This is a genomic window from Dyella monticola (genome assembly GCF_003363155.1).
GTDB lineage: Bacteria > Pseudomonadota > Gammaproteobacteria > Xanthomonadales > Rhodanobacteraceae > Dyella_B > Dyella_B monticola.
The window spans coordinates 110,368-135,044 of record NZ_QRBE01000008.1; the positions used below are offsets into that span (position 1 = coordinate 110,368).

The following is a 24,677-nucleotide window of genomic DNA, read 5'->3' on the forward strand; positions in this document are numbered from 1 at the left end:
CCGGAGGTACTATTTCCGGCGTTGCCCCTGCTTCAGCGAGCAAGATCATGATTGAGATCGGACAGGCCTTGCCTGACATTGACATTGCCGTCGTCGATGACGGCGCCGACACCCTGCGCACCACCACCGCCACGCTATTTAACGGCCGCCATGCGGTGATGTTTGCCGTACCCGGCGCTTTTACACCCACCTGTTCGGAGCGCCATCTACCGGGCTATGTCAAACACTTTGAGGCATTCAAGGCGCGCGGCATCGAGGTGTACTGCATGGCTGTCAACGATGCCTACGTGATGAAGGCATGGGCCGTTTCCCAGCATGTGCCCGCTGGGCTCAAGTTATTGGCTGATGGAAACGGTGCTTTCACCAAGGCACTCGGACTCGAAATGGATGGCAGCGCTTACGGCATGGGCATACGTTCGCGGCGCTTTGCGCTTTACGCGCAGGATGGTCTCGTCAAACAACTCTATATTGAGCGTCCCGGCGAGCTACGCGTCACGACAGCCGAAGCCATGCTGGCTGCCGTCTAATTAGGCCTACAAAACAACGAGATTGTCATCACACTAAGAAAGAGAAAAGACTTACAAAATTCATCACAGCGGAGGTAAATCCGACTCCGCACTCCATAGGCAGGAAGCCCGATTCCAACCGTAGAGATGCGGCGGTCGTCGACCTGAGGGGGCCGTGATGAAAACGTTCAAATGGGTTGCCATACTGTTTGGGGCACTTTTTGCGCATGACGTTCTGGCCGCCACGACGGCGTCAGGCATTATCCAATTCACAGGCAAGGTCTATGCGCCCGCTTCAGCGGCCATGGCATTGAGCACATCGAATGCGTCGCGCTCGCTGAATGAAGCGCAGACGTATGCGCTGCGCAATGCGCAACGCATGCTTCCGTGCGAAGTACTCGATTACTTCGCGACCTATGCCGCCAAGGACGCCAAGTTCGTCAGCGTGAGCTACAACTGATCTGTCGGTTGCTAAAACCCAAACCGTCATTCCTGCGAAACGGGAATGACGGCAGCGGGCTCTCGCGGCACCTAAGATTTATTCGGTTGCAGGCTGCTCGTCCGTCGGACCGTTCTGCTCGGGCGGAGCGCCTTCGGCAGTCTCGGCTTCGTCGCCGTTGCTTTCGTCGGCATCCACGCGTACCACGCTGACGAGTGCCTCCTCGGCAGGCAAACGAATCAGCGTAACGCCCTGCGTGTTGCGGCCTAGCTGCGAGACTTCCGTCGCACGTGTGCGCACCAGGGTTCCCTGGTTGGAAATCAGTATCAGCTCGTGTGCGTCGCTTACCTGAGTAGCAGACACCAGCGCGCCATTGCGTTCGGAGCACTGAATGCCGATCACGCCCTGCGTGCCGCGGCCTTTCTTCGGGAAATCTTCGAGCTGGGTGCGCTTGCCGAAACCGCGCTCGGTGGCGGTGAGGATGTCGCCCTGCTCGGCAACCACTAGCGATACGACCTTTGCCCCGTCGGTAAGCTTCATGCCGCGCACACCCGTAGCGGTACGGCCCATCGGGCGCACTTCGCTTTCATCGAAGCGCACGACTTTGCCGTTCGAAGCAAACAGCATCACATCACTATTGCCACCGGTGAGTACCACACCGACCAGCGCGTCGCCTTCATCCAGGTTGATGGCGATCTTGCCTTTTTGCAGCTGATATTCGAATTCGGTGAGCGGGGTCTTTTTCACCGTGCCTTCGGCAGTGGCGAAAAATACATAGCGGTCTGCGCTGTACTCATGGACCGGCACCACGGCCTGCACCTTCTCGCCTTCGCCAAGCGGCAGCAGATTCACCATCGGCTTGCCGCGCGCGTTCGGTCCGGCTTCCGGCATCTGATACACCTTCAACCAGTAGACGCGTCCGGTGCTGGTGAAGGTGAGCAGCGTGTCGTGCGTGTTCACGACCCACAGCTGCTCGACGAAATCTTCTTCTTTCAGCGCCGATGCGGAACGACCTTTGCCACCACGACGCTGTGCGCGATAGATACTGGTCGGTTGACGCTTCACATAACCGGCATGCGACAGCGTAACCACCACATCTTCCGGCGCAATGAGGTCGAGTACGTTGAGATCTTCCTGCGAAGGCTGGATCTCGGTGCGACGCTTATCCCCGAATTCCGCCTTGATCACTTCGAGCTCGTCGCGAATCACGGTGAGCAGACGCGCAGGATCTTCCAGTATGAGGATCAAACCGCGAATGATTTCCAGAATCTCGCGATATTCATCAGAAAGCTTTTCCTGCTCCAGGCCGGTGAGGCGATGCAGGCGCATGGCGAGGATTTCTGCTGCTTGCGTCTCTGAGAGCTGATAGCCCTCTGCCTTCAGTCCATCGCGTGGATCCATGTCTTCCGGACGCGAGGATTCAGCGCCCGCAGCGGCCAGCAAGGAGGCCACCATACCCGGCTGCCATTTGCGTGCCAACATGCGTTCGCGTGCTTCCTGCGGCGAGGCGGAGGTCTTGATCAGCTCGATCATCTCGTCGATGTTGGCGAGCGCAACCGTCAAGCCTTCCAAAATGTGCGCACGGGCACGCGCCTTGCGCAGTTCGAAAATCGTGCGACGTGTAACCACTTCGCGACGATGGCGAACGAACGCTTCAAGAATTTCCTTGAGATTGAGCGTACGCGGCTGGCCATCGACCAATGCCACCATGTTGATGCCAAAGGTGACTTGCAGCTGCGTCTGCTGGAACAGGTTATTCAGCACGACATCCGCCATCGCGTCGCGACGGATCTCGATGACAACGCGCATGCCATCCTTGTCGGATTCGTCGCGCAGTTCGGAGATGCCTTCGAGGCGCTTTTCCTTGACCAGCTCGGCGATCTTTTCGATCAAACGCGCCTTGTTTACCTGGTACGGAAGTTCGTGGACAAGGATCGTTTCGCGGCCGTTGGATTCGGTTTCGATTTCGGTGCGTGCGCGCACCAGGATGCGACCGCGCCCCGTGCGATAGGCTTCGATGATGCCCGCGGCGCCGTTGATGATACCGGCGGTGGGGAAATCCGGACCCGGCACGTGCTGCATCAGCTCATCGACGGTGAGCGATGGATTGTCGATCAACGCGATCGTCGCCGAGATCACTTCTGTGAGGTTGTGCGGCGGCACGTTGGTGGCCATGCCCACGGCGATACCGGCGGAGCCGTTCACCAGCAGGTTCGGTACACGCGTGGGCAGTACCAGCGGCTCCTGCTCGCTTTCGTCGTAGTTGGGGCCAAAGTCGACCGTTTCCTTGTCAATGTCGGCAAGCAGCTCGTGCGTGAGGCGTGACATGCGCACTTCCGTGTAACGCATGGCCGCGGCGTTGTCGCCGTCGACGGAACCGAAGTTACCCTGGCCGTCTACCAGCATGTAGCGCAGCGAGAACGGTTGCGCCATGCGCACGATGGCATCGTAAACGGATGCATCGCCGTGCGGATGGTATTTACCGATCACGTCACCGACGACGCGCGCGGATTTCTTATAAGCCTTGTTCCAGGCGTTACCGAGCTCGTTCATTGCGAACAGCACACGACGATGCACGGGCTTCAAACCATCGCGGACATCCGGGAGGGCGCGTCCCACGATCACGCTCATGGCGTAATCGAGGTAGCTCTGGCGCATTTCGTCTTCGATATTGACGCGAATGACTTCTTTGGCGAGCTCTGCCATCAATGGGTTCCCTAGTAGCGAATAAGCGCCCCGGGACAGGCGCGTGGAGCGCGTGTCTGCGAGGGTCAGGCGGTAGCTTGGAATTGTATCACAGAAGCGCCGGGAAAGGCCTTATTTTTGCCTTTTTAATCAATAAGTTACGAGCCCGTTTTGGCGCGCCGGAAAAGCAGCATGCGCGCGCTCGCAAAATTGACGAAAGCGGCGAAAACCGAACCCACGCCAACCGCCAGTGCCGGCCATCGATGCCAGGCCGGAAACGCTATGAGGCACACCACGTAAGCGGCGTAATTCACTGCGGCGCCGCCACTCATCAGGGCCATCCAATGAAGCCATTCCGTTCCTAAAGAACGTCCGCTGTGCCGCGCAGCGAAGGTGTGGCTGCGGTTCCACCACCACGTGACCGTGGCCGCCACCAGGAAGGAGATGACTCTTCCAACATACGGGTTGAAGTGCACGAAGGTGACGAGGGTCTGCACGATGCCGGCGTCAACCACGAAGCCGATCAGGCCCCCGACCGCAAACAGCATCACCTCGTGGCGCAATCTCATGCGGCGAATACGGCTCGCATGCGTTCGGGCGTGGGATGCTCGATCACTCCACGCTCGGTAACGATGGCATCGATCAGTGAAGCCGGCGTGACATCGAACACCGGATTCCAGGCCTGCGCACCATCGACCACGGTACGGCGACCCGCGACACTGAGAAGTTCGGCGGCGTCACGCAGCTCGATGTCGATGTCCTCGCCCGAAACCGTCGCCATGTCGACCGTTGAAGACGGTGCCACCACCATGAACTTCACGCCGTGATGGCGCGCGGCGATGGCGAGCTGATAGGTGCCGATCTTGTTGGCGGTATCGCCATTGGCAGCAATGCGGTCCGCACCGACGATGACCCACTTCACTGCGCCCGACTTCATCAGATGCGATGCGGCCGAGTCAGCGATCAGCTTGGCCGGAATGCCATCACGCACCAACTCCCACATGGTCAGGCGCGCGCCCTGCTGCCAGGGCCGCGTTTCGCCGGCATAAACATCGTCGATGCGCCCGGCCGCGACGCCGGCCCGAATCACGCCCAGCGCCGTGCCATAACCGGACGTCGCCAGCGAGCCCGTGTTGCAATGAGTCATCACGCCGGAACCGGGTGCGATCAGCGCTGCGCCCAGTTCGCCCATATGGCGATTGGCAGCCAGATCCTCGTCCTGGATGAGCTGAGCTTCGCGTTCCAATGCGCCCGTATCCGCACCGGCGTCGATGCGTGTCTTCATGCGATCCAGCGCCCACATCAGGTTGACTGCGGTGGGACGTGCTGCGCGAAGCTGTGCCAGCGCCTGCTCCATCGGCGCGCGTTGCTGCGCAGCAAGCACGACACCCCACGCCGCTGCGATCCCGATGGCCGGTGCGCCGCGTACGGCCAGATCCTTGATGGCCTGGATGACGGCCGAATAATCGCGGCAATCCAGCCACGTTTCTTCGGCGGGCAGCAGGCGCTGATCAAGCAAACGCAGATTGTCGCCACGCCACTGCACGGCGCGGATGGTGTCATGGGCGGAGGCAAGATTCGTCATTGTCTTAGTTTACCAGCAATGGCCACTCGCCCCTTTGGGCGAGTTGTCGCCAAAGGACCGTTTACGAGGCCTATGGCGTAACTCATGAGGCAAGGTGCTGCCATGCCTTCACGTCCACTCATCGATGAGTCGGGCACAAAAATTAAGCGCCGCGCTCGCGCAGCCACTGATGAATCGCCGGCGCCACTTCGCGCTGCGCACGCCCGGAAACGTAAATACCGATATGACCGCCCTTGAAGGCGACTTCCGTGTAATCGGTGGTGCCAACATGCTGCTGCAATGCACGCGATGCGTCGGGTGGCACCAGATGATCCTGCGTGGCAAAGATGTTGAGCACGGGCTGCGTGATCATCCCTAAATCCACGGGCTGTTTACCGATTTGCAAATCACCTTTGATCAAGCTGTTCTGTTGGAAAAACAGCTTGATGAATTCGCGGAACGCTTCGCCGGCCTGATCAGGCGAATCAAAAATCCAGCGCTCCATGCGCAGGAAATTTTTCAGCTCCTGCGGGTTGTCGAGAATGTCGACCAGGCTGACGTACTTCTGCTGATTCAGTCGCAAGGGCTTGAGCATCAAGTACACCCAGTTCATCAACGCTGCCGGCACATTGCCCAGCGTGTCGACGAACAGGTCGATGTCCATGTTCTGCACCCAGTGCGAGAGCATGTTGTCGCTCGTGCGGAAATCCACCGGTGTCACCATCGTGACGAGGTTCTTTACCTTTTCCGGATGCATGGCGGTGTAGCACAGCGAAAACGTGCCTCCCTGGCAAATGCCAAGCAGGTTGATCGCATCCAGACCATGGCGATGGCGGACCGCATCGACGGCGCGATCGAGGTAACCGTTGAGGTAGTCATCCAGCGTAAGCCAGCGATCAGCGCCGTCCGGATAACCCCAATCGATGAGGTACACATCCTCGCCCTGGTCGAGCAGGTTGCGCACCAATGAACGATCGTCCTGCAGATCGGTCATCCACACGGTATTGACCAGTGCGTAGACGATAAGCGTGGGCACCTTGGCGGTGGGCTTGTGGTGGCCCTTCATGTGCCAAACGGTGAGTTTGTCCTCGCTATGAATCGCTTCGCGAGGTGTGTTGGCATAGTCCTGCTCGCCCAGGCCGCGCAGATTCTGCAAACCTGCAGCGAGCTTGCGCTGGAACGTAGCGATCTCGTTGAAGGCCTGCTGCGGTTCGATGTGCAATGGATTTTGCATGTTGATTCCTTACTTCCGCTTGCCGGCAGCAGAACGTGTCGCTTTTGTGCGCCGGGATGGCGTGCCTGGCTTTCCGTTTCCATTTCCGCTACCGGAAGCCTGTTCGATCGGGCGCACCTTCGTTTCGCCCTTGCTCGCCGCCAGCTCACGTTTCAACGCGGCAATTTCGACCTGCAAGGTATGCACCAGGGATGCCTCTGGAGTGGACTGCGCTTGCTCGCGCGTTTTCAATTCGCGCCGCACTTGCTGCAGGCGCTTGCCAAGGCTGTCCACTTCGCTGCGAGTGGGAATGCCCAGTTCGCGACACACTTGCTCGGTCTGCTGCTGCTGCAGTTTGCGGACGTCCATCTGCGCATTGACCATCGCGCCGAACACGTCGCGGAATTCCTGCGAAAGCGCCATTTCGGCGTAGGCTTCTTCCATGGCGTCAACCCACAGATCGTACAGCCCCTTGAGGGATTCAACCTGCTTACCGGGCTCGCCATGCTGTGCCAGCGTTTCTTGCAGCTTGGTAATGCCTTGTGCATTCACTTTCTGCAGCAGGCCCTGATAGCGTGCGTTGATCTGGGCATATTTTTGCATAGCCGCAGCCAGCGCCTGTTGATCGAGCTGTACCTCGCGCGTGATACCGAAAGCGGCCATCTGAGGTGAGAGGCCCGGCATACCGGCCATGCCCGGCACACCCATCGTGCCCGCTTGCTGCATGGCCTGCAGCCACGCCTGCCACTGATGATCCAGGCCGAAGGCCGAAGCGCTGTCGATACCGGCAATGGTTTGTGCAAAGGGTTGGTTGAAGGCCGACAGAAACGCTTGCATGGCCGCGGGTTGCTGCCACGGGTTCGTCGGTTGCTGGCCGAGTCCTGCGCTTGCGGCCTGCTGCAGCCAGTTGCCGTAAGCCTTCAGGCTGGCCATGCTGCGGGCGAGGAAATCGCCTTGCTGCGGCATTGCTGTGGCCCCCACGCCAAATGGGTTTGATGGGCCGGATTGCTGCTGCAGATAACGCATCCAGGCGTCCCAGGATTGTTGTGCAAAGGCCTGGTAGTCCTTCAGAAACTCGTTCGCCTGGTCGGCCATGCCTGCATCCTCGAGGTGGGGCGCGGATCGTATCAAATACGGGCTTGCGAAAACGAAAACGCCCGGCTGGGAAGCGCGGGCGTTTTCATGGCTCAGCTTGTCAGAAAAGCGCTCACACGTTTGCGCCTTCGTCTTCGGTAACTGCCTTCATGGACAGGCGAATACGGCCCTGCTTGTCCACTTCCAGCACTTTCACCTTGACGATATCGCCTTCCTTGAGCTTGTCGGAGACTTTCTCCACGCGCTCGTTGGAAATCTGCGACACGTGCACCAGGCCGTCTTTGCCGGGCAGGATCGTCACGAACGCACCGAAATCCATCAGCTTGGCAACCTTGCCTTCGTAGATGCGGCCCGGTTCCACGTCCGACACGATCTGCTCGATACGCTTGCGCGCTTCTTCCGCGGCCAGGCGGTTGACCGAAGCGATCACCACGGTGCCGTCGTCGCTGATGTCGATGGTGGTACCGGTTTCTTCGGTAATGGAACGGATGGTGGCGCCGCCCTTGCCGATGACTTCGCGGATCTTGTCCGGATGGATCTTGATGGTGAGCAGACGCGGCGCGTATTCGCTCATCTCCGCACGCGGCGTGTTGATCACCTTGGCCATTTCGCCCAGGATGTGCAGACGGCCACGCTTGGCCTGCTCCAGCGCCACCTTCATGATTTCTTCGGTGATGCCGTCGATCTTGATGTCCATTTGCAGCGCGGACACGCCATCGGCGCTACCGGCCACTTTGAAATCCATGTCGCCGAGGTGGTCTTCATCGCCGAGGATGTCGGACAGCACAACGAAATCGCTGCCCTCCTTCACCAGACCCATGGCAATACCCGCTACCGGCGCTTTCAGCGGCACGCCGGCATCCATCAGTGCGAGCGAGGAGCCGCACACCGAAGCCATCGACGAGGAGCCGTTCGATTCGGTGATTTCCGACACGACGCGCAGCACGTACGGAAACTCTTCCAGCGACGGCTTCACCGCCTGAACGCCACGCTTGGCGAGGCGGCCATGGCCGATTTCGCGGCGCTTGGGCGCACCGAAGCGACCGGCTTCGCCCACCGAGAACGGCGGGAAGTTGTAGTGGAACAGGAATGGATCCTTCGACTCGCCTTCCGGTGCATCGATGATCTGCGCATCACGCGCGGTACCTAGCGTGGCCACGACCAGCGCCTGCGTTTCGCCGCGGGTGAACAGCGCCGAGCCGTGAGTGCGCGGCAATACGCCGACGCGCACGGAGATCGGACGGATATCGTCCAGCTTGCGGCCGTCGATGCGCACCTTGGTCTTCAGCACGCCGTCGCGCATGGTGCGGTATTCGATCTCGGCGAACGCATTGCTGACGTCCAGGTCGGTCCAGCCGTGCGAAGCGGCGGTTTCAGCGATACCGGCCTTGATGTCACTCTTCAGCGCGGCGATGGCATCGCGACGCTCCAGCTTGTCGCGGATCGCAAAGGCCTTTTCCAGGCGGTCACCCAGGATGCTGCCGATGTCATTGAACAGCGCATCGTTGCGTGCCGGTGCTTCCCACTGGAACGGCTTACGGCCCGCTTCATTCGCGAGCGCGCTGATGGCGTTGACCACCACCTGCAATTGCTTATGGCCGAACACCACGGCACCCAGCATCACTTCTTCGCTGAGTAGCTTGGCTTCCGATTCCACCATCAGCACGGCGTTGGCGGTACCCGCCACGACCAGCTCAAGATCGGAGGTCTTCAGTTCGGTGGCGGTGGGATTCAGCAGGTACTGACCGTTGGCATAGCCCACGCGCGCAGCGCCGATCGGGCCCTTGAACGGGATGCCAGCCAGGGTCAGCGCGGCGGACGCGCCGATCATCGCCGGGATATCACCGTCGACTTCCGGATTGAGCGAGATCACCTGGGCGATGATCTGCACTTCGTTCTTGAACTCTTCCGGGAACAGCGGACGCACCGGGCGGTCGATCAGGCGCGAGGTGAGCGTTTCCTTTTCGGTCGGACGGCCTTCGCGCTTGAAGAAGCCACCGGGAATGCGGCCGGCGGAGTAGAACTTCTCGACGTAGTCGACGGTAAGCGGGAAGAAATCCTGCCCGTCTTTCGCCTTGGATGCGGCCACCGCGGTGACCAGCACAACGGTGCCGCCCATGCTGACCATGACTGCACCCGAAGCCTGGCGGGCGATTTCGCCCGTCTCCAGTGTGACTTCGTGATTACCGTACTGGAATGACTTGGTTACTTTCGCCACTTTGGATGTCCTAGTCTGATCAGCGACGGAGGCCAAGGCGCTCGATGAGGCTCTGATAGCGAGCCAGATCGCGGTCCTTGAGATAGCCGAGCAGACGCTTGCGCTGGTTGACCAGCTTCAGCAGACCACGACGCGAGTGATGATCTTGCTTATGCGTCTTGAAATGATCGGTAAGGTGCTCGATGCGAGCGGAAAGCAGGGCGACCTGAACTTCCGTGGAGCCGGTGTCGTTCGGCGCGCGGCCAAAGTCAGCAATGATCTTGCTGGACTGTTCTACAGAGAGGGACATGGTGTCTTCCTTAAAAAAACAGGTGCGGAACTTGCGCAACGTCACCGCCTGATGACGTTGCGCAAGCTCCGGCAGGTTGAGTGAAAGTACTGAATCAAGCGGGCTATTGTACCGAGGGCTGGTGTATTGCAACAAGACCTTAAAAACACGAGCTTTTTTGCATCTGCCAGTTCAGCCATGGACGTCATCACGAGCTCGGCCGTTTACTCCGGGCTTTTCTCAGGCAGTGGAGGAAGATTGAACCCGCGCAAAATGCGGACCCGGCCCTGCGCATCGCAATCGACCAAGGCCAGCAGGCGCCCATCGTTGGCGAAAGCCGCCGAGCACTCGCGCGCCTGAGAGCTAGGCCAGTCAATCTGACGCCCCTGTGAGACGGCTTGGCTGGCGGCGGTATCCAGGTGCAGCGAAGGGAGGTCCGTCAGGCCGGCCCAGAGGGGCAATACCAGCTTGTCGACGGTCTCCTCCCCCTGCTCGGCCGCAGCGCGCAGCGCTTCCAGGGTGACCATGATCGGCTCGCGGAACGGCTCGACCCATAGCCGGCGCAAGGCAGTGAGATGAGCCCCACAGCCCAGTTTTTCGCCCAGATCGACCGCCAGGCTACGGATATAGGTGCCCGAACCGCACTCCACACACAACGTGAGCGTGTCGTGGGTACGAGACATCAACTCCAATCGATGTACTTCCACCTCGCGCGGCGGGGCTTGCACGGCCTCCCCACGGCGAGCCTTGAGGTAAAGCGGCTCACCATCTTGCTTGAGGGCCGAATAGATCGGCGGCACCTGGACGATACGCCCCCTGAGCGGCGCCAATGCGGCCTCGATCGCGTCCTCACCCAGGGTAGGAACGGGGCGCTGGTGGACGACTTCCCCTTCCAGATCCGCCGTGGTCGTGGTGGCCCCCAGACGGCATTCGGCAAGGTAGGCCTTGCGTGAGCCGAGCAAACTGCCGGCGATCTTGGTGGCTTCACCGAAGCAAACCGGCAGAAGCCCGGTCGCCAAAGGATCGAGCGCACCCGTATGCCCTCCCTTGGCCGCGCGCAGGATGGCCATGGCCATCTGCAAGGCCTTGTTCGAGCTCATGCCCAGCGGTTTGTCGAGGAGCAGGATGCCGTTCAGCTCTCGGGCATCAGGACGGTGGCGACGGCGGCTCATGCGGAAAGACCGGAGTTGGCTATCGATCCGTAGCGATTCAGTTTTCGCTATCGTCCGAATCCTGCGGTGGCGACTGTCGCAACAACTCCTCGATCCGCTCGCCCTTATCGACCGAATCGTCGTATTTGAAGCGCAGCTCAGGCACGCGACGCAGGCGCATCGTGCGCGACAGGGAGCGACGGAACTCCACGGCCAGTTCGTTGAGGCCTTTCACCACATCCTTGGATTGCTGCGGCAACAACGCCGTGACCCAAACGGTGGCCCAATCCAGATCGCGCGTGACTTCCACGTCCGACACGCTGCACGAGGGCAGACCGTGATCGCGCACGGCGGCGTGCACGAGTATGGCCAGCTCACGGCGGAGCTCAGCGCCTACACGGTCGGTGCGTTTGAAGTCGCGGGATGGCATGGATTAATAAATGAAGGAGAGGGAGAAATGGTTGCGCAAAGCGCGTTGCTTGTTCGTCATTCCGACGCTGACCGGAATGACGGTGAGGGGTAGCTAGCTTGAGGCTAGATGTGCCCTCACCCATGCCCTCTCCCCGCAGGGCAGAGGGCATGTATGGCTTACAGCGTGCGGGCGACTTCGATACGCTCGAAGCATTCGATCTGATCACCCACTTTAACGTCGTTGTACTGCTTCACAGCGATGCCGCATTCCATGCCGCCGCGCACTTCATCGACCAGATCCTTGAAGCGGCGCAGCGATTCCAGCTCGCCCTGGAAGATCACAGTGTTGTTGCGCAGCACGCGGATCGGCTTGCTGCGCTTGACCATGCCTTCCGTCACCATGCAACCGGCCACCGCGCCGAACTTGGAGCTGCGGAACACATCGCGTACCTGGGCAATGCCGATGATTTCCTCGCGCACTTCCACGCCGAGCAAACCGGAGGCCGCCTGCTTCACCTGGTCGATCACGTCATAGATGATCGAGAAGTATCGAACGTCGAGGCCGGCGGTGTCGATCACCTTGCGTGCAGATGCATCCGCGCGCACGTTGAAGCCGATGATCAACGCCTTTGATGCCGCTGCCAGCGTAGCGTCGGATTCGGTGATGCCGCCGACGCCAGCCGCAATCACGTTGACCTTCACATTTTCGTTGCCGATCTGGCTGAGCGAGTCGCGCAAGGCCTGCACGGAACCCTGTACGTCGGCCTTGACCAGGATGTTAAGCGTCTGCTGCTCGGTTGCCTGCCCCATCTGCGCCATGATGTCTTCCAGGCGGTTGGCCTTGCTGACCATGCGCGTCTCGCGCCGCTTGAGCTGGCGTTCCGCCGCCACTTCACGCGCCAGGCGCTCGTCGGCCACGGCCACGAAATCATCGCCGGCCTCCGGTACACCAGACAGGCCAAGCACCTGCACCGGAATCGAAGGGCCTGCTTCCTGAACGGTTTTGCCGGTCTCGTCGATCAGCGCGCGCATGCGGCCGTATTCGATGCCGCACACCACGAAATCGCCGCGCTTGAGCGTACCCTGCTGCACCAGCACAGTCGCCACCGGACCGCGGCCGCGATCGAGGCTCGACTCGATGACCACGCCCGAGGCCGGACCATCCTCGACCGCCGTCAGTTCCATGACTTCCGCCTGCACCGAAATGGCGTCGAGCAGAGCGTCCACGCCCATGCCGGTCTTGGCCGACACCGGTATGAACGGGGTATCGCCGCCCCACTCTTCCGGGATCACCTCAAGATTGCCGAGACCTTGCTTGACGTGATCCGGATTGGCGTCGGACTTGTCCATTTTGTTAATCGCGACGATCAGCGGCACCTTCGCTGCGCGCGCATGCTGCACAGCCTCCTGCGTCTGCGGCATGACACCGTCGTCCGCAGCGACCACCAGCACCACGATGTCGGTGGACTGCGCACCACGTGCGCGCATCGCCGTAAACGCGGCGTGGCCAGGCGTGTCGAGGAAGGTGATCACACCCTTGGGCGTGGTCACGTGATAGGCACCGATATGCTGGGTAATACCACCGGCTTCGCCCGCAGCCACCTTGGTACGGCGGATATAGTCGAGCAGTGAGGTCTTGCCGTGGTCGACGTGGCCCATGATGGTGACCACGGGCGGACGCGTCGTGCGCTCACCTTCCAGCTCCACGCTCTGCGTGTGCGCTGCCAGTGCTGCTTCGGCCCCCTGTTCGCTGGCTTCGACGGCTTTGTGACCGAGTTCTTCTACCACCAGCATGGCGGTATCGCGGTCGATCGTTTGGTTGATGGTGGCCATCACGCCCATCTTGAAGAGCGCCTTGACCACTTCGGAACCCTTCACCGCCATTTTCTGTGCGAGCTCGGCGACCACATTGGCGTCGCTCACGACCACTTCGCGCACAACCGGCGCGGTGGGCTTGGAGAAACCATGCGTTCCAGTAGACGGCGCGCTGGCACCGCGCGTCGCTTCGCGAGAGGTCGTCCTGCCAGGCTTACCGCGCTTGCTGGAACGACGGGCACGGTCGGCCTCGGACAAATGCAGCTCACCGGCAGCAAACCGCTTGCCACCGACGGTGTCATCGCGATCACGGAAACCGGTGGCGCCATGCTTCACCTTACCGCGGTCGGCGCCGCTGCTAGGCGCGGGTGCCGGAGCGGGAGCCGGAGCTGGCGCAGGCGCGGCGACAGCGACGGGCTTCTTATCGCGCTTACGCGGTTCATGGATGCGCGGCAGGATCATGCCCAGCGAGCTGGGGTCGATACGTTGCGCAACGGACGGTGATTCGGCGACCTTTTCTTCCCCCGGCTCGACCGGCTTGGGTGCGCGCACGGGCTCCTCTTCGACGGCCGTGGTCTGCTGCTCCACCTGCGCGGCTTGCGCTTCGGAAGCCGCTTGTGCGGCGGCTTCCTGGCGTGCGCGCTCGGCTACTTCAGCCTCGCGGCGCGCCGCCTCTTCTTCGGCGCGCTGCCGCGCTTCTTCCTGGCGACGGTGTTCAGCCTCGGCGCGGTCGGTTTCCTCCTGCTCGCGCTGGTGCTGGGATTCTTGCAGGCGACGCAGCGCTTCTTCGCGCTCGGGCTCGGCGCTTGCTTCCTCGGCAATCACGCTGCGCTTGACGTAGGTGCGCTTGGCGCGCACTTCCACATTTACCGTCTTGGCGCTGGACGCGCCCCGTCCGCCCGGGGTGGCGACTTTGAGCTCGCTGATCTTGCGCCGCTTCAAGGTGATCTGCCGCGGCGAGGAATCCTCCGCCTCAACGGTAGCATCTGCCTTGCCGTGCGTACGGCGCAAAAAGCCCAGCAGTTTCACCTTCTCGGTGCTGCTGATGACCTGCTCGGGGTCTGAGAATTTCATGCCTGCTTCCCCGAGCTGCGTCAGCAGCCGGTCGACGGGCATGCCCAGAACCTGAGCGAGTTGTTTGATTGTGACGTCCGACATCGTGATTCTTTCTCCGCCGTTCCCGCGCTTATCGTCCGTACAAAACTGTTTGTGTTCTTGCACGGCCACCTCCGTCCCTGGTGGAGACCTCAACGGTCTCCCGGCGCGCCCATCCAGGGCGCTGCCGCCCGCGGTTAGCCGCCCTTCTCCAGCCGAGCAATCATCGGCGCACGCGCCGCCATGATGAGTGCCGCAGCACGATCTTCATCCATGCCTTCGATGTCGATCATGTCATCGACCGCGAGGTCGCCAAGATCGTCCACCGTGACGACGCCGCGCTCGGCGAGCGCGTAGGCCGTCGATTCGTCCATGCCATGCAGTTCGAGCAGCTCCTGCGAGGGCTGGTGCTCGTCCAGTGTTTCTTCCACGGCCAACGCTTCGGTAAGCAAGGAATCGCGGGCGCGAGCGCGCAGTTCTTCGACGATGTCTTCGTCGAAGCCCTCGATGGCCAGCAGTTCCGCGCTCGGCACATACGCGATTTCCTCGACGCTGGAGAAGCCTTCCTGCACCAGGATGTTGGCGATTTCCTGATCCACTTCCAGCTTGTCCATGAAGAGCTGACGGGCCGATTCCTGCTCGGCCTCGCTCTTGGCGGCGACCTGGTCCTGGGTCATCACGTTGAGCTGCCAGCCGGTGAGCTTGCTGGCCAGGCGCACATTCTGGCCACCGCGGCCGATGGCCTGCGAGAGCTTGTCCTCGGCCACCGCGATATCCATGGAGTGTTTGTCTTCATCCATGATAATGGACTGCACTTCGGCCGGCGCCATGGCGTTGATCACGTACTGTGCCTGGTTCTCGTGCCACAGGATGATATCCACGCGCTCGCCGTTGAGCTCGTTCGACACAGCCTGCACGCGCGAACCACGCATGCCGATGCAAGCACCGATGGGGTCGGTGCGGGTGTCGTGCGCCACCACGGCGATCTTGGCGCGATCACCCGGATCGCGCGCGCAACCCTTGATCTCAACCAGGCCCTGGCCCACTTCCGGCACTTCGAGCTTGAACAGCTCGATCATGAATTCCGGCGCAGCACGCGACACGAACAACTGCGGGCCGCGTGCTTCGGACTTCACTTCGAACAGATAGCCGCGAACGCGGTCACCGACGCGGTGCGATTCACGCGGAATGGTCTTATCGCGCGGAATGAACGCTTCGGCATTGCCGCCCAGATCGAGGTAGACATTGCCGCGCTCGACACGCTTGACGATACCAGTGACCAGCTCGCCAACGCGATCCTTGAACGCGTCCACTACTTGCTGGCGCTCGGCTTCGCGCACGCGCTGCACGATCACCTGCTTGGCAGCCTGTGCTGCAATGCGGCCGAATTCGGCGTTTTCAATCTGCTGCTCGATGAACTCGCCCACCTGCGCACCGGCGCGTTCGTCCTCGGCATCCATGAGACGCAACTGACGGAACGGCGACTCCATCTCGCCATCATCGGCGATGATTTCCCAGCGACGGAATGTTTCGTAGTCGCCCGTGTTGCGATCGATGGTGACGCGGATATCCGGATCCTCATCCGGATAACGCTTTTTCGCGGCAGACGCCAATGCAGCTTCCATCGCCAGGAAGATCACATCGCGCGACACACCTTTTTCGTTAGCAACCGCATCAACGACCAGCAAAAGTTCTTTGCTCATTGCAACCACTCCGTGAACGCTGTCCAGCGCTCCATCGATTGATTATTTCGACTCTTTTTTCTTGCCCGGCTTGCGACCACCGGGCTTGGGCTGCGGCACGTAACCGAGCGCTGCCCAATCCGGCACGATGCGCGCGCTTTCCACCGCATCGTGCTCGAATTGAAATACCTTTCCTTCGGCGTCCAGGCCGATCTGGCTGCCTTCCACCGAAACAACTTTGCCGCGCAGCCTGCGGCGCCCTTCCAGCGGTACCTTCAACAGCACCTTTACTTCCTGTCCGACGAACTTCGCAAACTGCTCGGCCGTAAACAGCGGCCGATCGATACCCGGTGAAGACACTTCCAGTACGTAATGACCTGGGATCGGGTCCTCCACGTCGAGCAGTGCGGAAAGCTCACGACTGGCCGCTTCGCAATCGTCGAGATTGACCTCGCGCCCTGCGGTGTCCAGATACACGCGCAACGTACCCTGCCCCTGCGAAGGGGTGAATTCCACACCGATACATTCCAGCTGAAGATCCGCCAAAACCTCGGTAAAGCGTCGTGCTAGCGCTTGTGTGTCCACTCTCGTCGATACCGTTGCCGGAAACAAAAAATGGGCGCGAACGGCCCATTCCCTTACCTTGCCGATGTCTCACTCTGTCAGGCCTTTCCCTGCGCCTATCGGCCCATTATGACCGACGAAGCACCTGTGCATCCTTACGCCCAACAAAAAAGCCTCACGAGGAGGCTTTCTTGTCCAAGAAAGATCTGGTAGCGGGGGTAGGATTCGAACCTACGACCTTCGGGTTATGAGCCCGACGAGCTGCCAGACTGCTCCACCCCGCATCAGAGTCCGAGAAGTCTAGCGACTTGGCCGAATTCTTGCAAGCCTTACGTCGCGATCTTTCTCATTTCCGCGAGCGCGGAACACGCTCCTCAACCTACGAACGCCTGTTTGCACCAACCCAGCAAGGGGCCCCAGTACAAGCCCAGCGCAAGCAATGCCAACGCATTGAGCGATAAAGCCACGCGCAGCGTGAAATCAGGCTGAAGGCGCACCTCGGTGCCCGCTTCGGGCTTGTCGAAGTACATCACTTTGACCACGCGCAGGTAGTAGTAGAGGCCAATGATGGCGAACACCGCACCGACGATCGCCAGCCACATCATGCCGGCATGGATCGCAGCTTGCAGCACCAGCAGCTTTGCGAAGAAGCCGAACATCGGCGGCACGCCTGCCAGCGAGAACAGCGAAAGCATCATCAGGAACGCCATCCACGGCGAACGTTGATTGAGGCCCTTGAAATCATCGATGTTCTCGCATTCGAAGCCGGCACGGCTCAGCGCCAGAATCACGCCGAATGCGGCCGTGGACATCAGTGCATAGCTCACCGCGTAGAACATGGCTGCGGAATACCCTTCGGGCCTCGCGTTGACCAAGCCCAGCAGCAGGTAGCCCATGTGCGAGATCGTCGAATAGGCAAGCAGACGCTTGAGGTTCGTCTGCACGATGGCCACCACGTTGCCGATCGCCAGAGAAACAACGGCCAGTACAGCAAGCATGATCTGCCAGTGTTGCGCGAAATCGCCCATACCGGTGGCAAGCAGGCGGAACGCCATGCCGAACGCAGCAAGCTTGGAGGCCGAGCCGATGAATGCGGTGACTGAGGTGGGCGCGCCCTGGTAGACGTCCGGAATCCACATGTGGAACGGCGCGACACCAAGCTTGAACGCGACGCCGATCACCATGAACACCAGGCCAAACACCAACAGATGCGGCATGGTGCTGTGCGTGATGGCCTGGTGCAGTTGTACCAGGTCCAGCGTGTTAGTCGCGCCGTAGACCATCGACATGCCATACAGCAGCAAGCCCGAGGAAAGCGCACCCAACACGAAATACTTGATGGCGGCCTCGGAGGACAGGCCCGAATCGCGGTTCAGCGCCACCAATGCGTACGACGACAGCGTCAGCAGTTCCAGGCCCAGGTAGATCATCACCAGGTTGCCGGCCGAGACGAGCAGCATCACGCCGATCACGGCGAACAGCATCAGCGTGTAGAACTCACCCACGAACAGCTTGCGGTCGACCATATACGGGCGGCCGTAGATGAATACCAGGATAGTCGACAACAAGGTAAACACCTTGAGGATCGCACTCATTCCGTCGCGGATGAACATGCCATGGAATGCGGTCACCTCGCCTTCTGGCATGTAGCGAAGCACCAGATAGCCGGTCACCACCAGCACACCGATGGAAAGCCAATGCAGATAAACGCGCTCCGCCGGCTTCATGAAAGCATCGGCCAGCAGGAGTACGCACGCCGCCGCTACCAGAAAGAATTCCGGCAGCATGATGAGAATGTCGTTGATAGTCGGCATGGTCGTTCCCGATCAGACCTTATGGATGGCGAGCATTTGCACGATCTGGTTCACCGAGTTGTCCATCAGGTGGATCAGCGGTTCGGGCCACACGCCCAGAACCAGCACAGCCGCCGCGAACGCGCCCAGCACGAACCACTCGCGCCCGTTGATGTCTTTCATTTCTGCCACGTGGGGATTGGTTACTTCACCCCACAGCACGCGCTTGACCAGCCACAGCGTGTAAGCCGCGCCAATGATCAGGGTGAAGGCGGCGAACAATGCAATCCATGGATTGGCGCTGAAGCTGGACAGGATGACCATGAATTCGCCCACGAATCCGCTGGTACCCGGCAGGCCGCAGTTGGCCATGGCGAAGAACACATAGAAGAATCCGAACCATGGCATCACGTTGACCACACCGCCGTAATCCTTGATCAGGCGGGTGTGCATGCGGTCATACAGCACACCGATGCACGAGAACATCGCACCGGAGACGAAACCGTGCGAAATCATCTGCACCATCGCACCTTGCACGCCCAGGCGCGCGGCATCGGTATTGCCGTGATCGCGCACCAACATGAAGGCGATGAACACGCCCAACGTCACGAAACCCATGTGCGCAACGGAGGAGTAAGCCACCAGCTTCTTCATGTCCTCCTGCACCAGCGCGACATAGCCGATGTACACCACGGCAATCAGGCTGAGCGCAATCACCACCCACGCGAAATGTTCGGACGCATCGGGCGTGATAGGCAAGCTGAAACGAAGGAAGCCGTATCCACCAATCTTCAGCATCACCGCCGCCAGCACCACCGAACCACCGGTAGGCGCTTCCACGTGCGCATCCGGCAACCATGTGTGCACCGGCACCATTGGTACCTTCACGGCGAAGGCGATCAGGAAGGCGAAGAATAACCAGCTCTGCTCGGTCATCGACAGCGGCAGGGCCGCCAGCGCGTGCAAATCCCACGTGCCCGCCTTCAGGTACAGGTAGATCAAGCCCACCAGCATGAAGATGGAGCCGAAGAACGTGTAGATGAAGAACTTCAAGGTCGCATATACGCGACGCGGGCCACCCCAGATGCCGATGATGATGAACATCGGAATCAGCATCGCCTCGAAGAACACGTAGAACAGCAAGGCGTCAGTGGCGCAGAACACGCCGATCATCAAACCTTCGAGCACCAGCATGGCAGCCATGTACTGATGGGGTTTGTCCTGGATCACTTCCCAAGCACCCACGATCACAAGGATGCCCACGAAAGTGGTCAGGAGGATCAGCGCGACGGAAATGCCATCGACACCGAGGCTGTAATGAACATTGAGCGACTCGATCCACAGATGGCTTTCAACAAGCTGCATCCCCGACACACCGGGGTTGTACTGCGGAATGAGAAACAGGCTGATGGCAAACGTGAGGATGGCCATCAGCAAGGCAAGCCAGCGGGCCGTGTTCGGACGGCCGGAACCGGCCAGGAGAACAGGCACCGCGCCTACGATGGGCAGCCAGATCAGCAGGCTGAGCAGATGATTGAACATGGAGCTCGCTTCCCTTATTGCCCGATCAACCAATACCCGCCCAAGAGCAGGATCAGTCCGAGGATCATCGCAAACGCATAGTGATACAGATAACCGGATTGGACGCGACGCATGCCCGCGGCGATGCGCTGCACCAGACTTGCCGAACCGTCGATCAGCACGCCGTCGATGACGGCAGCATCACCACCCTTCCAGAACATGCGTCCCAGCTTCACGCCACCGCGCGCAAAGATCGCGAAGTAGATCTCATCGACCCAGAATTTGCGATCGAGGATGGTCCATATCGGTTTGAATGCCGTCTTGATCTTGCCGGCCATCGCCGGGTTGAACAGATAGATGTACGTGGTGATAAGGAAGGCGATCACCACCAGAATAAACGGTGGCTGCGTCAATCCTTGCAGGCCGGCGGAAGCCCAGCCGTTGAATTCCTTCGCCATCTCGCCCAGCACATTGTTGGCTTCGTTGACGTGAATGGCACCGCCAAACCAGCCGCTATACAGCAACGGCTTCGCGGTGACCGCGCCAACCAGCAGCGACGGAATGGCCAAGAGGATCAGCGGCAGCGTCACCACCCACGGCGATTCCTTCGGCGCATGTTCCAGCACACCCGGCTCGTGGCCACCGTGGTCGCCATGCTTGGCCGGATCGTCCGTCATGGCGTGCGCGTGCAGACCAGCAACGTCGGCATGCACGGGGTGATGGTGCGCGTGCGTGTCCTTGGCATGGCCATGCCCGTGTGCATCGTGATGATGATGCTCGACGCGGAAGCGCTCCTTGCCATGGAAGGTCATGTACATCTGGCGAAACGTGTAGGTAGCCGTCACGAATGCGCCAGCCAGCACGCAGAAGTACGCGTAGCCTGCACCCCAGCGATGGGAGTCATGCACCGCCTCGATGATCGCATCCTTCGAGTAGAAACCCGAGAAGAACGGCACACCACACAACGCCAGCGCACCGACCCACATCGTGATCCAGGTGATCGGCATGTATTTACGCAGGCCACCCATGTAACGCATGTCCTGCTCGTGGTGCATAGCGATGATCACCGAGCCCGCACCCAAGAACAGCAGCGCCTTGAAGAACGCGTGCGTCATCAGGTGGAACACCGCGCCAGCGTAGGCGGAGACACCCAGCGCGACCGTCATGTAGCCAAGCTGCGACAAGGTGGAATACGCCACCACGCGCTTGATGTCGTTCTGCACGATGCCGATCAGGCCGGTGAACAGCGCACCGGTCGCACCGATCACCAACACGACGCTCAGCGCGGTCTCCGACAGCTCATAGAACGGCGACATGCGCGCCACCATGAAGATGCCGGCGGTCACCATCGTCGCGGCGTGGATCAGCGCGGAGATCGGGGTCGGACCTTCCATCGAGTCAGGCAGCCACACATGCAGCGGCACCTGCGCGGACTTGCCCATCGCACCGATGAACAGCAGGATGCAGATCACCGTCGCCGCATCCCAGTGAATGTTCTGGGTGAGCGTGAGGGTCTTGCCCACCAGCGTAGGCGCGGAGGCAAACGCAGTGGCGTAATCCAGCGTGCCGAGGAAATACAGGACCGCCGCGATACCCAACAGGAAGCCGAAGTCGCCCACGCGGTTGACGACAAACGCCTTGAGGCTGGCGAAGATCGCCGTCGGACGCTTGAACCAGAAACCGATCAACAGATACGACACCAGACCCACTGCTTCCCAGCCGAAGAACAGCTGCAGGAAGTTGTTGCTCATGACGAGCATCAACATCGAGAAGGTGAACAGCGAAATGTAGCTGAAGAAGCGCTGGTAGCCCGGGTCATCCGCCATGTAGCCGATGGTGTACACATGCACCAGCAGCGACACGAAGGTCACCACCACCATCATCATCGCGGTGAGGCGATCGATGAGGAAGCCTACGCTGCCGGTGTATTTACCGATTTCGAACCAGGTATAAATGTTGTGGTTGTAGACCGGCGCGCCAGCGAAAGCGATCTGATAGAGCACATAGAACGACAGGCCAAAGGAGATCAGCAGGCCCAGAATAGTGATGCTGTGCGCACCCACTCGGCCAATCTGCTTGCCGAAGAAACCAGCGAGCACGCAACCGACGAGCGGCGCGAGTGCAATGGTCAACAGGATGGAGGAGGAAAGTTCCATGATGCTCAACCCTTCATGCTGTCGATTTCGGCAACGTTGACCGTGCTGCGGTTACGGAACAGCAAGACCAGGATCGCCAGGCCGATGGCGGATTCCGCCGCAGCCACTGTGAGAATGAAGAACACGAAGACCTGCCCTGCCACGTCATGACCGAAGCGCGAGAAGGCGATGAAATTGATATTGACGGCAAGCAGCATCAGCTCGATCGCCATCAGCAACACGATCACGTTCTTACGGTTGATGAACAGGCCCGCCACCGAAATACAGAACAGGATCGCGCCCAACACGATGTAATGCGAAAGCGTAATCATGGCTTGGACTCCTGGGCCGGCGACGGCTGGCTATCGGTCGGGCGCTCCGCTGCCATCTTGATGATGCGCACGCGATCGGACGCCTTGACGGCAACCTGTTCGCTCGGATGCTGCTTGCGCGCCCCAACGCGATGACGCAGCGTCAACGCAACCGCGGCGATCACACCTACCGTAAGAATCAACGCGGCGACCTCGAACGGTAGTAGGTATTGCGTGTAAAGCGCCATGCCAAGCCATGCAGTGTTGGACATGCCTGCGGCAGTCGCCGGGTTATCGCCCATGGTCTGCGCATGCATGAAGCGCACGCCGATCAGGCCAAGCATTTCCACCAACATCACAGCCGCCACAACCAGGCCGACGGGCAGGAATTTGACGAAGCCCTCACGCAGCTTTTCCTGGTCGATATCCAGCATCATCACCACGAACAGGAACAGCACCATCACTGCACCGACGTAAACCACGATCAGCGCTATGGCAAGGAATTCTGCCTCGGCCAGCATCCAGATGCAGGCCGTGCTGAAGAAGGTGAGCACCAGCGCCAGCACGGCATGCACCGAGTTGCGCAGCGTGATCACCGAAAGCGCCGCCACCACGGTAACTGCGGCGAAGGCATAGAAGCAGATGAGTTGGAACAAGGACGTGTCGATCATGGTATGTCCTTAGCGGTAAGCCGCGTCTTGAGCGCGAGCCGCCGCGATTTCCGCCTCGAAGCGATCGCCGATGGCCAGAAGCTGTGGCTTGGTCACCACGTTCTCGCCACGGTGCTCAAAGTGGTACTCATGAATGTGCGTTTCGACGATCGAGTCCACCGGGCAGCTCTCTTCGCAGAAACCGCAGTAGATACACTTGAAGAGGTCAATGTCGTAACGCGTGGTGCGGCGCTGGCCATCGCCAGGGCGCGGCGCGGAATCGATCGTGATCGCCAGCGCCGGGCACACCGCTTCGCACAGCTTGCACGCGATGCAACGCTCTTCACCGTTGGCGTAACGGCGCAACGCATGCAGACCACGGAAACGGTTGGACTTGGGGATGTGCTCCATCGGGTAGCGCATCGTGTATTTCGGCAAAAACATGTACCGAAGCGTGAGCGCCATGCCTTTCAGCAGCTCGATGAGCAGCAGGCTCTTGAAATAGTTGGTAACGCGGGACATGTGTTTTCCTTAGCCTCCCGTGCCGACGTGAACCCAGCCGTAGTACTTCATGCAGCCGGCCACGAGCACCCAGACGATGCCGATGGGGATGAACACTTTCCAGCCCAGGCGCATGATCTGGTCGTAGCGATAGCGCGGGAAAGTGGCACGGAACCACAGAAACAAGGTGGCGAATACAAACACTTTGATGGCCAGCCACACGGGGTTGGCGTCGCCCAATACGGGCACGCTGGCTGGGAACGGGCTCAGCCAACCGCCGCAGAACAGGATCGAGGCCAGGAAGCTGACCAGGATCATGTTGGCGTATTCGGCCAGGAAGAACAGTGCGAACGCCGAACCCGAATACTCCACGTGGAAACCAGCCACGATTTCCGACTCACCTTCCGCGACGTCGAATGGGGCACGGTTGGTTTCAGCCACGCCGGATATGAAGTAGACGATGAATACCGGCAGCAGCGGCAGCCAGAACCAGTCGAGCAAACCCTTGCTACCCGCCTGCGCGTGCACGATGTCGGTGAGATTCAAACTACCCGACAGCACCAGTACGCACACCAGGCACAAGCCCATCGCCAGTTCGTACGAAATCACCTGCGCTGCCGAACGCATGGCACCCAGTAGTGCGTAACGCGAGTTCGAAGACCAGCCCGCGAGAATGATGCCGTATACGCCCAGCGAGGTCATCGCCAACAGATACAAGAGGCCAGCGTTGGCATTGGACAACACCGCCTTGTCACTGAATGGGATGACCGCCCAGGCAGCAAGCGCTGGTACCAGTGCAATCAGCGGGGCAAGGTAATACAGGGACTTATTAGCACTGGTGGGAAGAATGACTTCCTTCAGAAGCAACTTCACCACGTCCGCGAAGGCCTGCAGCAAACCGAAGGGTCCCACCTTGTTGGGCCCCATGCGCACGTGCATCCAACCGATGACCTTGCGTTCCCACCACACGTACAGAGCCACCGCGATAACCAGCGGCAGCACGACGCAAAGCGTGTACAGAAGCGGCAGCAGGAGTTGGTTGATAAGTTGATCGGCCATG

Annotated in this window: 21 protein-coding genes and 1 tRNA gene; 2 read left to right on the forward strand and 20 right to left on the reverse strand. The window is 60.3% G+C overall.

Going from position 1 to position 24,677, the window contains the following annotated elements; genetic code table 11:
• Positions 1–44 precede the first annotated feature (44 nt).
• Complete coding sequence (locus DWU98_RS13825) at positions 45–527, forward strand: peroxiredoxin (protein ID WP_115496144.1); 483 nt, start codon at positions 45–47, stop codon at positions 525–527.
• A gap of 157 nt (positions 528–684) precedes the next feature.
• Positions 685–966, forward strand: a complete 282-nt coding sequence (locus DWU98_RS13830; RefSeq protein ID WP_115496145.1) for a hypothetical protein — start codon at positions 685–687, stop codon at positions 964–966.
• 78 nt (positions 967–1,044) lie between these two features.
• Here DWU98_RS13830 and gyrA read toward each other — a convergent pair whose 3' ends face one another.
• From gyrA to nuoH, 20 genes are all read right to left on the reverse strand, one after another.
• A complete protein-coding gene (gene gyrA / locus DWU98_RS13835; protein ID WP_115496146.1) occupies positions 1,045–3,651 on the reverse strand; it encodes a DNA gyrase subunit A in 2,607 nt (868 codons plus the stop codon).
• A 137-nt stretch (positions 3,652–3,788) separates the two neighbouring features.
• On the reverse strand, positions 3,789–4,199 hold the full coding sequence (locus tag DWU98_RS13840; RefSeq protein WP_115496147.1) for a GtrA family protein: 411 nt from the start codon (positions 4,197–4,199) through the stop codon (positions 3,789–3,791).
• Entirely contained in the window at positions 4,196–5,215 is a 1,020-nt protein-coding gene (gene mtnA / locus DWU98_RS13845; protein ID WP_115496148.1) for an S-methyl-5-thioribose-1-phosphate isomerase, read from the reverse strand. Before mtnA ends, DWU98_RS13840 begins: the two co-directional genes overlap by 4 nt.
• A 142-nt stretch (positions 5,216–5,357) precedes the next feature.
• The gene (gene phaC / locus DWU98_RS13850) at positions 5,358–6,428 is read right to left on the reverse strand and encodes a class III poly(R)-hydroxyalkanoic acid synthase subunit PhaC (protein WP_115496149.1); all 1,071 of its coding nucleotides are present in this window, start codon (positions 6,426–6,428) and stop codon (positions 5,358–5,360) included.
• Positions 6,429–6,437: 9 nt separating this feature from the next.
• The gene (locus tag DWU98_RS13855) at positions 6,438–7,502 is read right to left on the reverse strand and encodes a poly(R)-hydroxyalkanoic acid synthase subunit PhaE (protein WP_115496150.1); all 1,065 of its coding nucleotides are present in this window, start codon (positions 7,500–7,502) and stop codon (positions 6,438–6,440) included.
• 112 nt (positions 7,503–7,614) lie between these two features.
• Complete coding sequence (gene pnp / locus DWU98_RS13860; RefSeq protein WP_115496151.1) at positions 7,615–9,720, reverse strand: polyribonucleotide nucleotidyltransferase; 2,106 nt, start codon at positions 9,718–9,720, stop codon at positions 7,615–7,617.
• 19 nt (positions 9,721–9,739) lie between these two features.
• A complete protein-coding gene (gene rpsO, locus DWU98_RS13865) occupies positions 9,740–10,009 on the reverse strand; it encodes a 30S ribosomal protein S15 (RefSeq protein ID WP_115496249.1) in 270 nt (89 codons plus the stop codon).
• A 203-nt stretch (positions 10,010–10,212) separates the two neighbouring features.
• Positions 10,213–11,160, reverse strand: coding sequence for a tRNA pseudouridine(55) synthase TruB (truB, locus tag DWU98_RS13870; protein ID WP_115496152.1), 948 nt, complete (start codon positions 11,158–11,160; stop codon positions 10,213–10,215).
• A 37-nt stretch (positions 11,161–11,197) separates the two neighbouring features.
• Complete coding sequence (gene rbfA / locus DWU98_RS13875; RefSeq protein ID WP_115496153.1) at positions 11,198–11,569, reverse strand: 30S ribosome-binding factor RbfA; 372 nt, start codon at positions 11,567–11,569, stop codon at positions 11,198–11,200.
• 158 nt (positions 11,570–11,727) lie between these two features.
• Positions 11,728–14,523 carry a translation initiation factor IF-2 gene (gene infB / locus DWU98_RS13880; protein WP_115496154.1) on the reverse strand — a complete coding sequence of 932 codons (2,796 nt, stop codon included), beginning with the start codon at positions 14,521–14,523 and terminating at the stop codon, positions 11,728–11,730.
• A 134-nt stretch (positions 14,524–14,657) separates the two neighbouring features.
• Positions 14,658–16,163 carry a transcription termination factor NusA gene (gene nusA / locus DWU98_RS13885; RefSeq protein WP_115496155.1) on the reverse strand — a complete coding sequence of 502 codons (1,506 nt, stop codon included), beginning with the start codon at positions 16,161–16,163 and terminating at the stop codon, positions 14,658–14,660.
• A gap of 42 nt (positions 16,164–16,205) precedes the next feature.
• Positions 16,206–16,727 carry a ribosome maturation factor RimP gene (locus DWU98_RS13890; RefSeq protein WP_115496156.1) on the reverse strand — a complete coding sequence of 174 codons (522 nt, stop codon included), beginning with the start codon at positions 16,725–16,727 and terminating at the stop codon, positions 16,206–16,208.
• Between the two features lie 186 nt (positions 16,728–16,913).
• A tRNA-Met gene (locus tag DWU98_RS13895) sits at positions 16,914–16,990 on the reverse strand.
• Between the two features lie 90 nt (positions 16,991–17,080).
• Positions 17,081–18,520, reverse strand: coding sequence for an NADH-quinone oxidoreductase subunit NuoN (gene nuoN, locus DWU98_RS13900; RefSeq protein ID WP_115496157.1), 1,440 nt, complete (start codon positions 18,518–18,520; stop codon positions 17,081–17,083).
• Positions 18,521–18,532: 12 nt separating this feature from the next.
• Positions 18,533–20,041, reverse strand: a complete 1,509-nt coding sequence (locus DWU98_RS13905) for an NADH-quinone oxidoreductase subunit M (RefSeq protein WP_115496158.1) — start codon at positions 20,039–20,041, stop codon at positions 18,533–18,535.
• Between the two features lie 14 nt (positions 20,042–20,055).
• On the reverse strand, positions 20,056–22,176 hold the full coding sequence (gene nuoL, locus DWU98_RS13910) for an NADH-quinone oxidoreductase subunit L (RefSeq protein ID WP_115496159.1): 2,121 nt from the start codon (positions 22,174–22,176) through the stop codon (positions 20,056–20,058).
• Positions 22,177–22,181: 5 nt separating this feature from the next.
• Complete coding sequence (nuoK, locus tag DWU98_RS13915) at positions 22,182–22,487, reverse strand: NADH-quinone oxidoreductase subunit NuoK (RefSeq protein ID WP_115496160.1); 306 nt, start codon at positions 22,485–22,487, stop codon at positions 22,182–22,184.
• Complete coding sequence (locus DWU98_RS13920) at positions 22,484–23,137, reverse strand: NADH-quinone oxidoreductase subunit J (RefSeq protein WP_196239515.1); 654 nt, start codon at positions 23,135–23,137, stop codon at positions 22,484–22,486. Before DWU98_RS13920 ends, nuoK begins: the two co-directional genes overlap by 4 nt.
• A 9-nt stretch (positions 23,138–23,146) precedes the next feature.
• The gene (nuoI, locus tag DWU98_RS13925) at positions 23,147–23,638 is read right to left on the reverse strand and encodes an NADH-quinone oxidoreductase subunit NuoI (protein ID WP_115496161.1); all 492 of its coding nucleotides are present in this window, start codon (positions 23,636–23,638) and stop codon (positions 23,147–23,149) included.
• Positions 23,639–23,647: 9 nt separating this feature from the next.
• The gene (nuoH, locus tag DWU98_RS13930; RefSeq protein WP_115496162.1) at positions 23,648–24,676 is read right to left on the reverse strand and encodes an NADH-quinone oxidoreductase subunit NuoH; all 1,029 of its coding nucleotides are present in this window, start codon (positions 24,674–24,676) and stop codon (positions 23,648–23,650) included.
• Position 24,677 lies beyond the last annotated feature (1 nt).

Bases quoted from the DNA above. Each gene is read 5' to 3' on its own strand.
- nuoH (WP_115496162.1), bottom strand. From the start codon at position 24,676: ATGGCCGATCAACTTATCAACCAACTCCTGCTGCCGCTTCTGTACACG.
- infB (WP_115496154.1), bottom strand. From the start codon at position 14,523: ATGTCGGACGTCACAATCAAACAACTCGCTCAGGTTCTGGGCATGCCC.
- rbfA (WP_115496153.1), bottom strand. From the start codon at position 11,569: ATGCCATCCCGCGACTTCAAACGCACCGACCGTGTAGGCGCTGAGCTC.
- DWU98_RS13840 (WP_115496147.1), bottom strand. From the start codon at position 4,199: ATGAGATTGCGCCACGAGGTGATGCTGTTTGCGGTCGGGGGCCTGATC.
- gyrA (WP_115496146.1), bottom strand. From the start codon at position 3,651: ATGGCAGAGCTCGCCAAAGAAGTCATTCGCGTCAATATCGAAGACGAA.
- nuoI (WP_115496161.1), bottom strand. From the start codon at position 23,638: ATGTCCCGCGTTACCAACTATTTCAAGAGCCTGCTGCTCATCGAGCTG.
- nuoN (WP_115496157.1), bottom strand. From the start codon at position 18,520: ATGCCGACTATCAACGACATTCTCATCATGCTGCCGGAATTCTTTCTG.
- DWU98_RS13905 (WP_115496158.1), bottom strand. From the start codon at position 20,041: ATGTTCAATCATCTGCTCAGCCTGCTGATCTGGCTGCCCATCGTAGGC.
- DWU98_RS13830 (WP_115496145.1), top strand. From the start codon at position 685: ATGAAAACGTTCAAATGGGTTGCCATACTGTTTGGGGCACTTTTTGCG.
- nuoK (WP_115496160.1), bottom strand. From the start codon at position 22,487: ATGATTACGCTTTCGCATTACATCGTGTTGGGCGCGATCCTGTTCTGT.
- mtnA (WP_115496148.1), bottom strand. From the start codon at position 5,215: ATGACGAATCTTGCCTCCGCCCATGACACCATCCGCGCCGTGCAGTGG.
- DWU98_RS13920 (WP_196239515.1), bottom strand. From the start codon at position 23,137: ATGATCGACACGTCCTTGTTCCAACTCATCTGCTTCTATGCCTTCGCC.
- rpsO (WP_115496249.1), bottom strand. From the start codon at position 10,009: ATGTCCCTCTCTGTAGAACAGTCCAGCAAGATCATTGCTGACTTTGGC.
- truB (WP_115496152.1), bottom strand. From the start codon at position 11,160: ATGAGCCGCCGTCGCCACCGTCCTGATGCCCGAGAGCTGAACGGCATC.
- nusA (WP_115496155.1), bottom strand. From the start codon at position 16,163: ATGAGCAAAGAACTTTTGCTGGTCGTTGATGCGGTTGCTAACGAAAAA.
- DWU98_RS13855 (WP_115496150.1), bottom strand. From the start codon at position 7,502: ATGGCCGACCAGGCGAACGAGTTTCTGAAGGACTACCAGGCCTTTGCA.
- nuoL (WP_115496159.1), bottom strand. From the start codon at position 22,176: ATGGAACTTTCCTCCTCCATCCTGTTGACCATTGCACTCGCGCCGCTC.
- phaC (WP_115496149.1), bottom strand. From the start codon at position 6,428: ATGCAAAATCCATTGCACATCGAACCGCAGCAGGCCTTCAACGAGATC.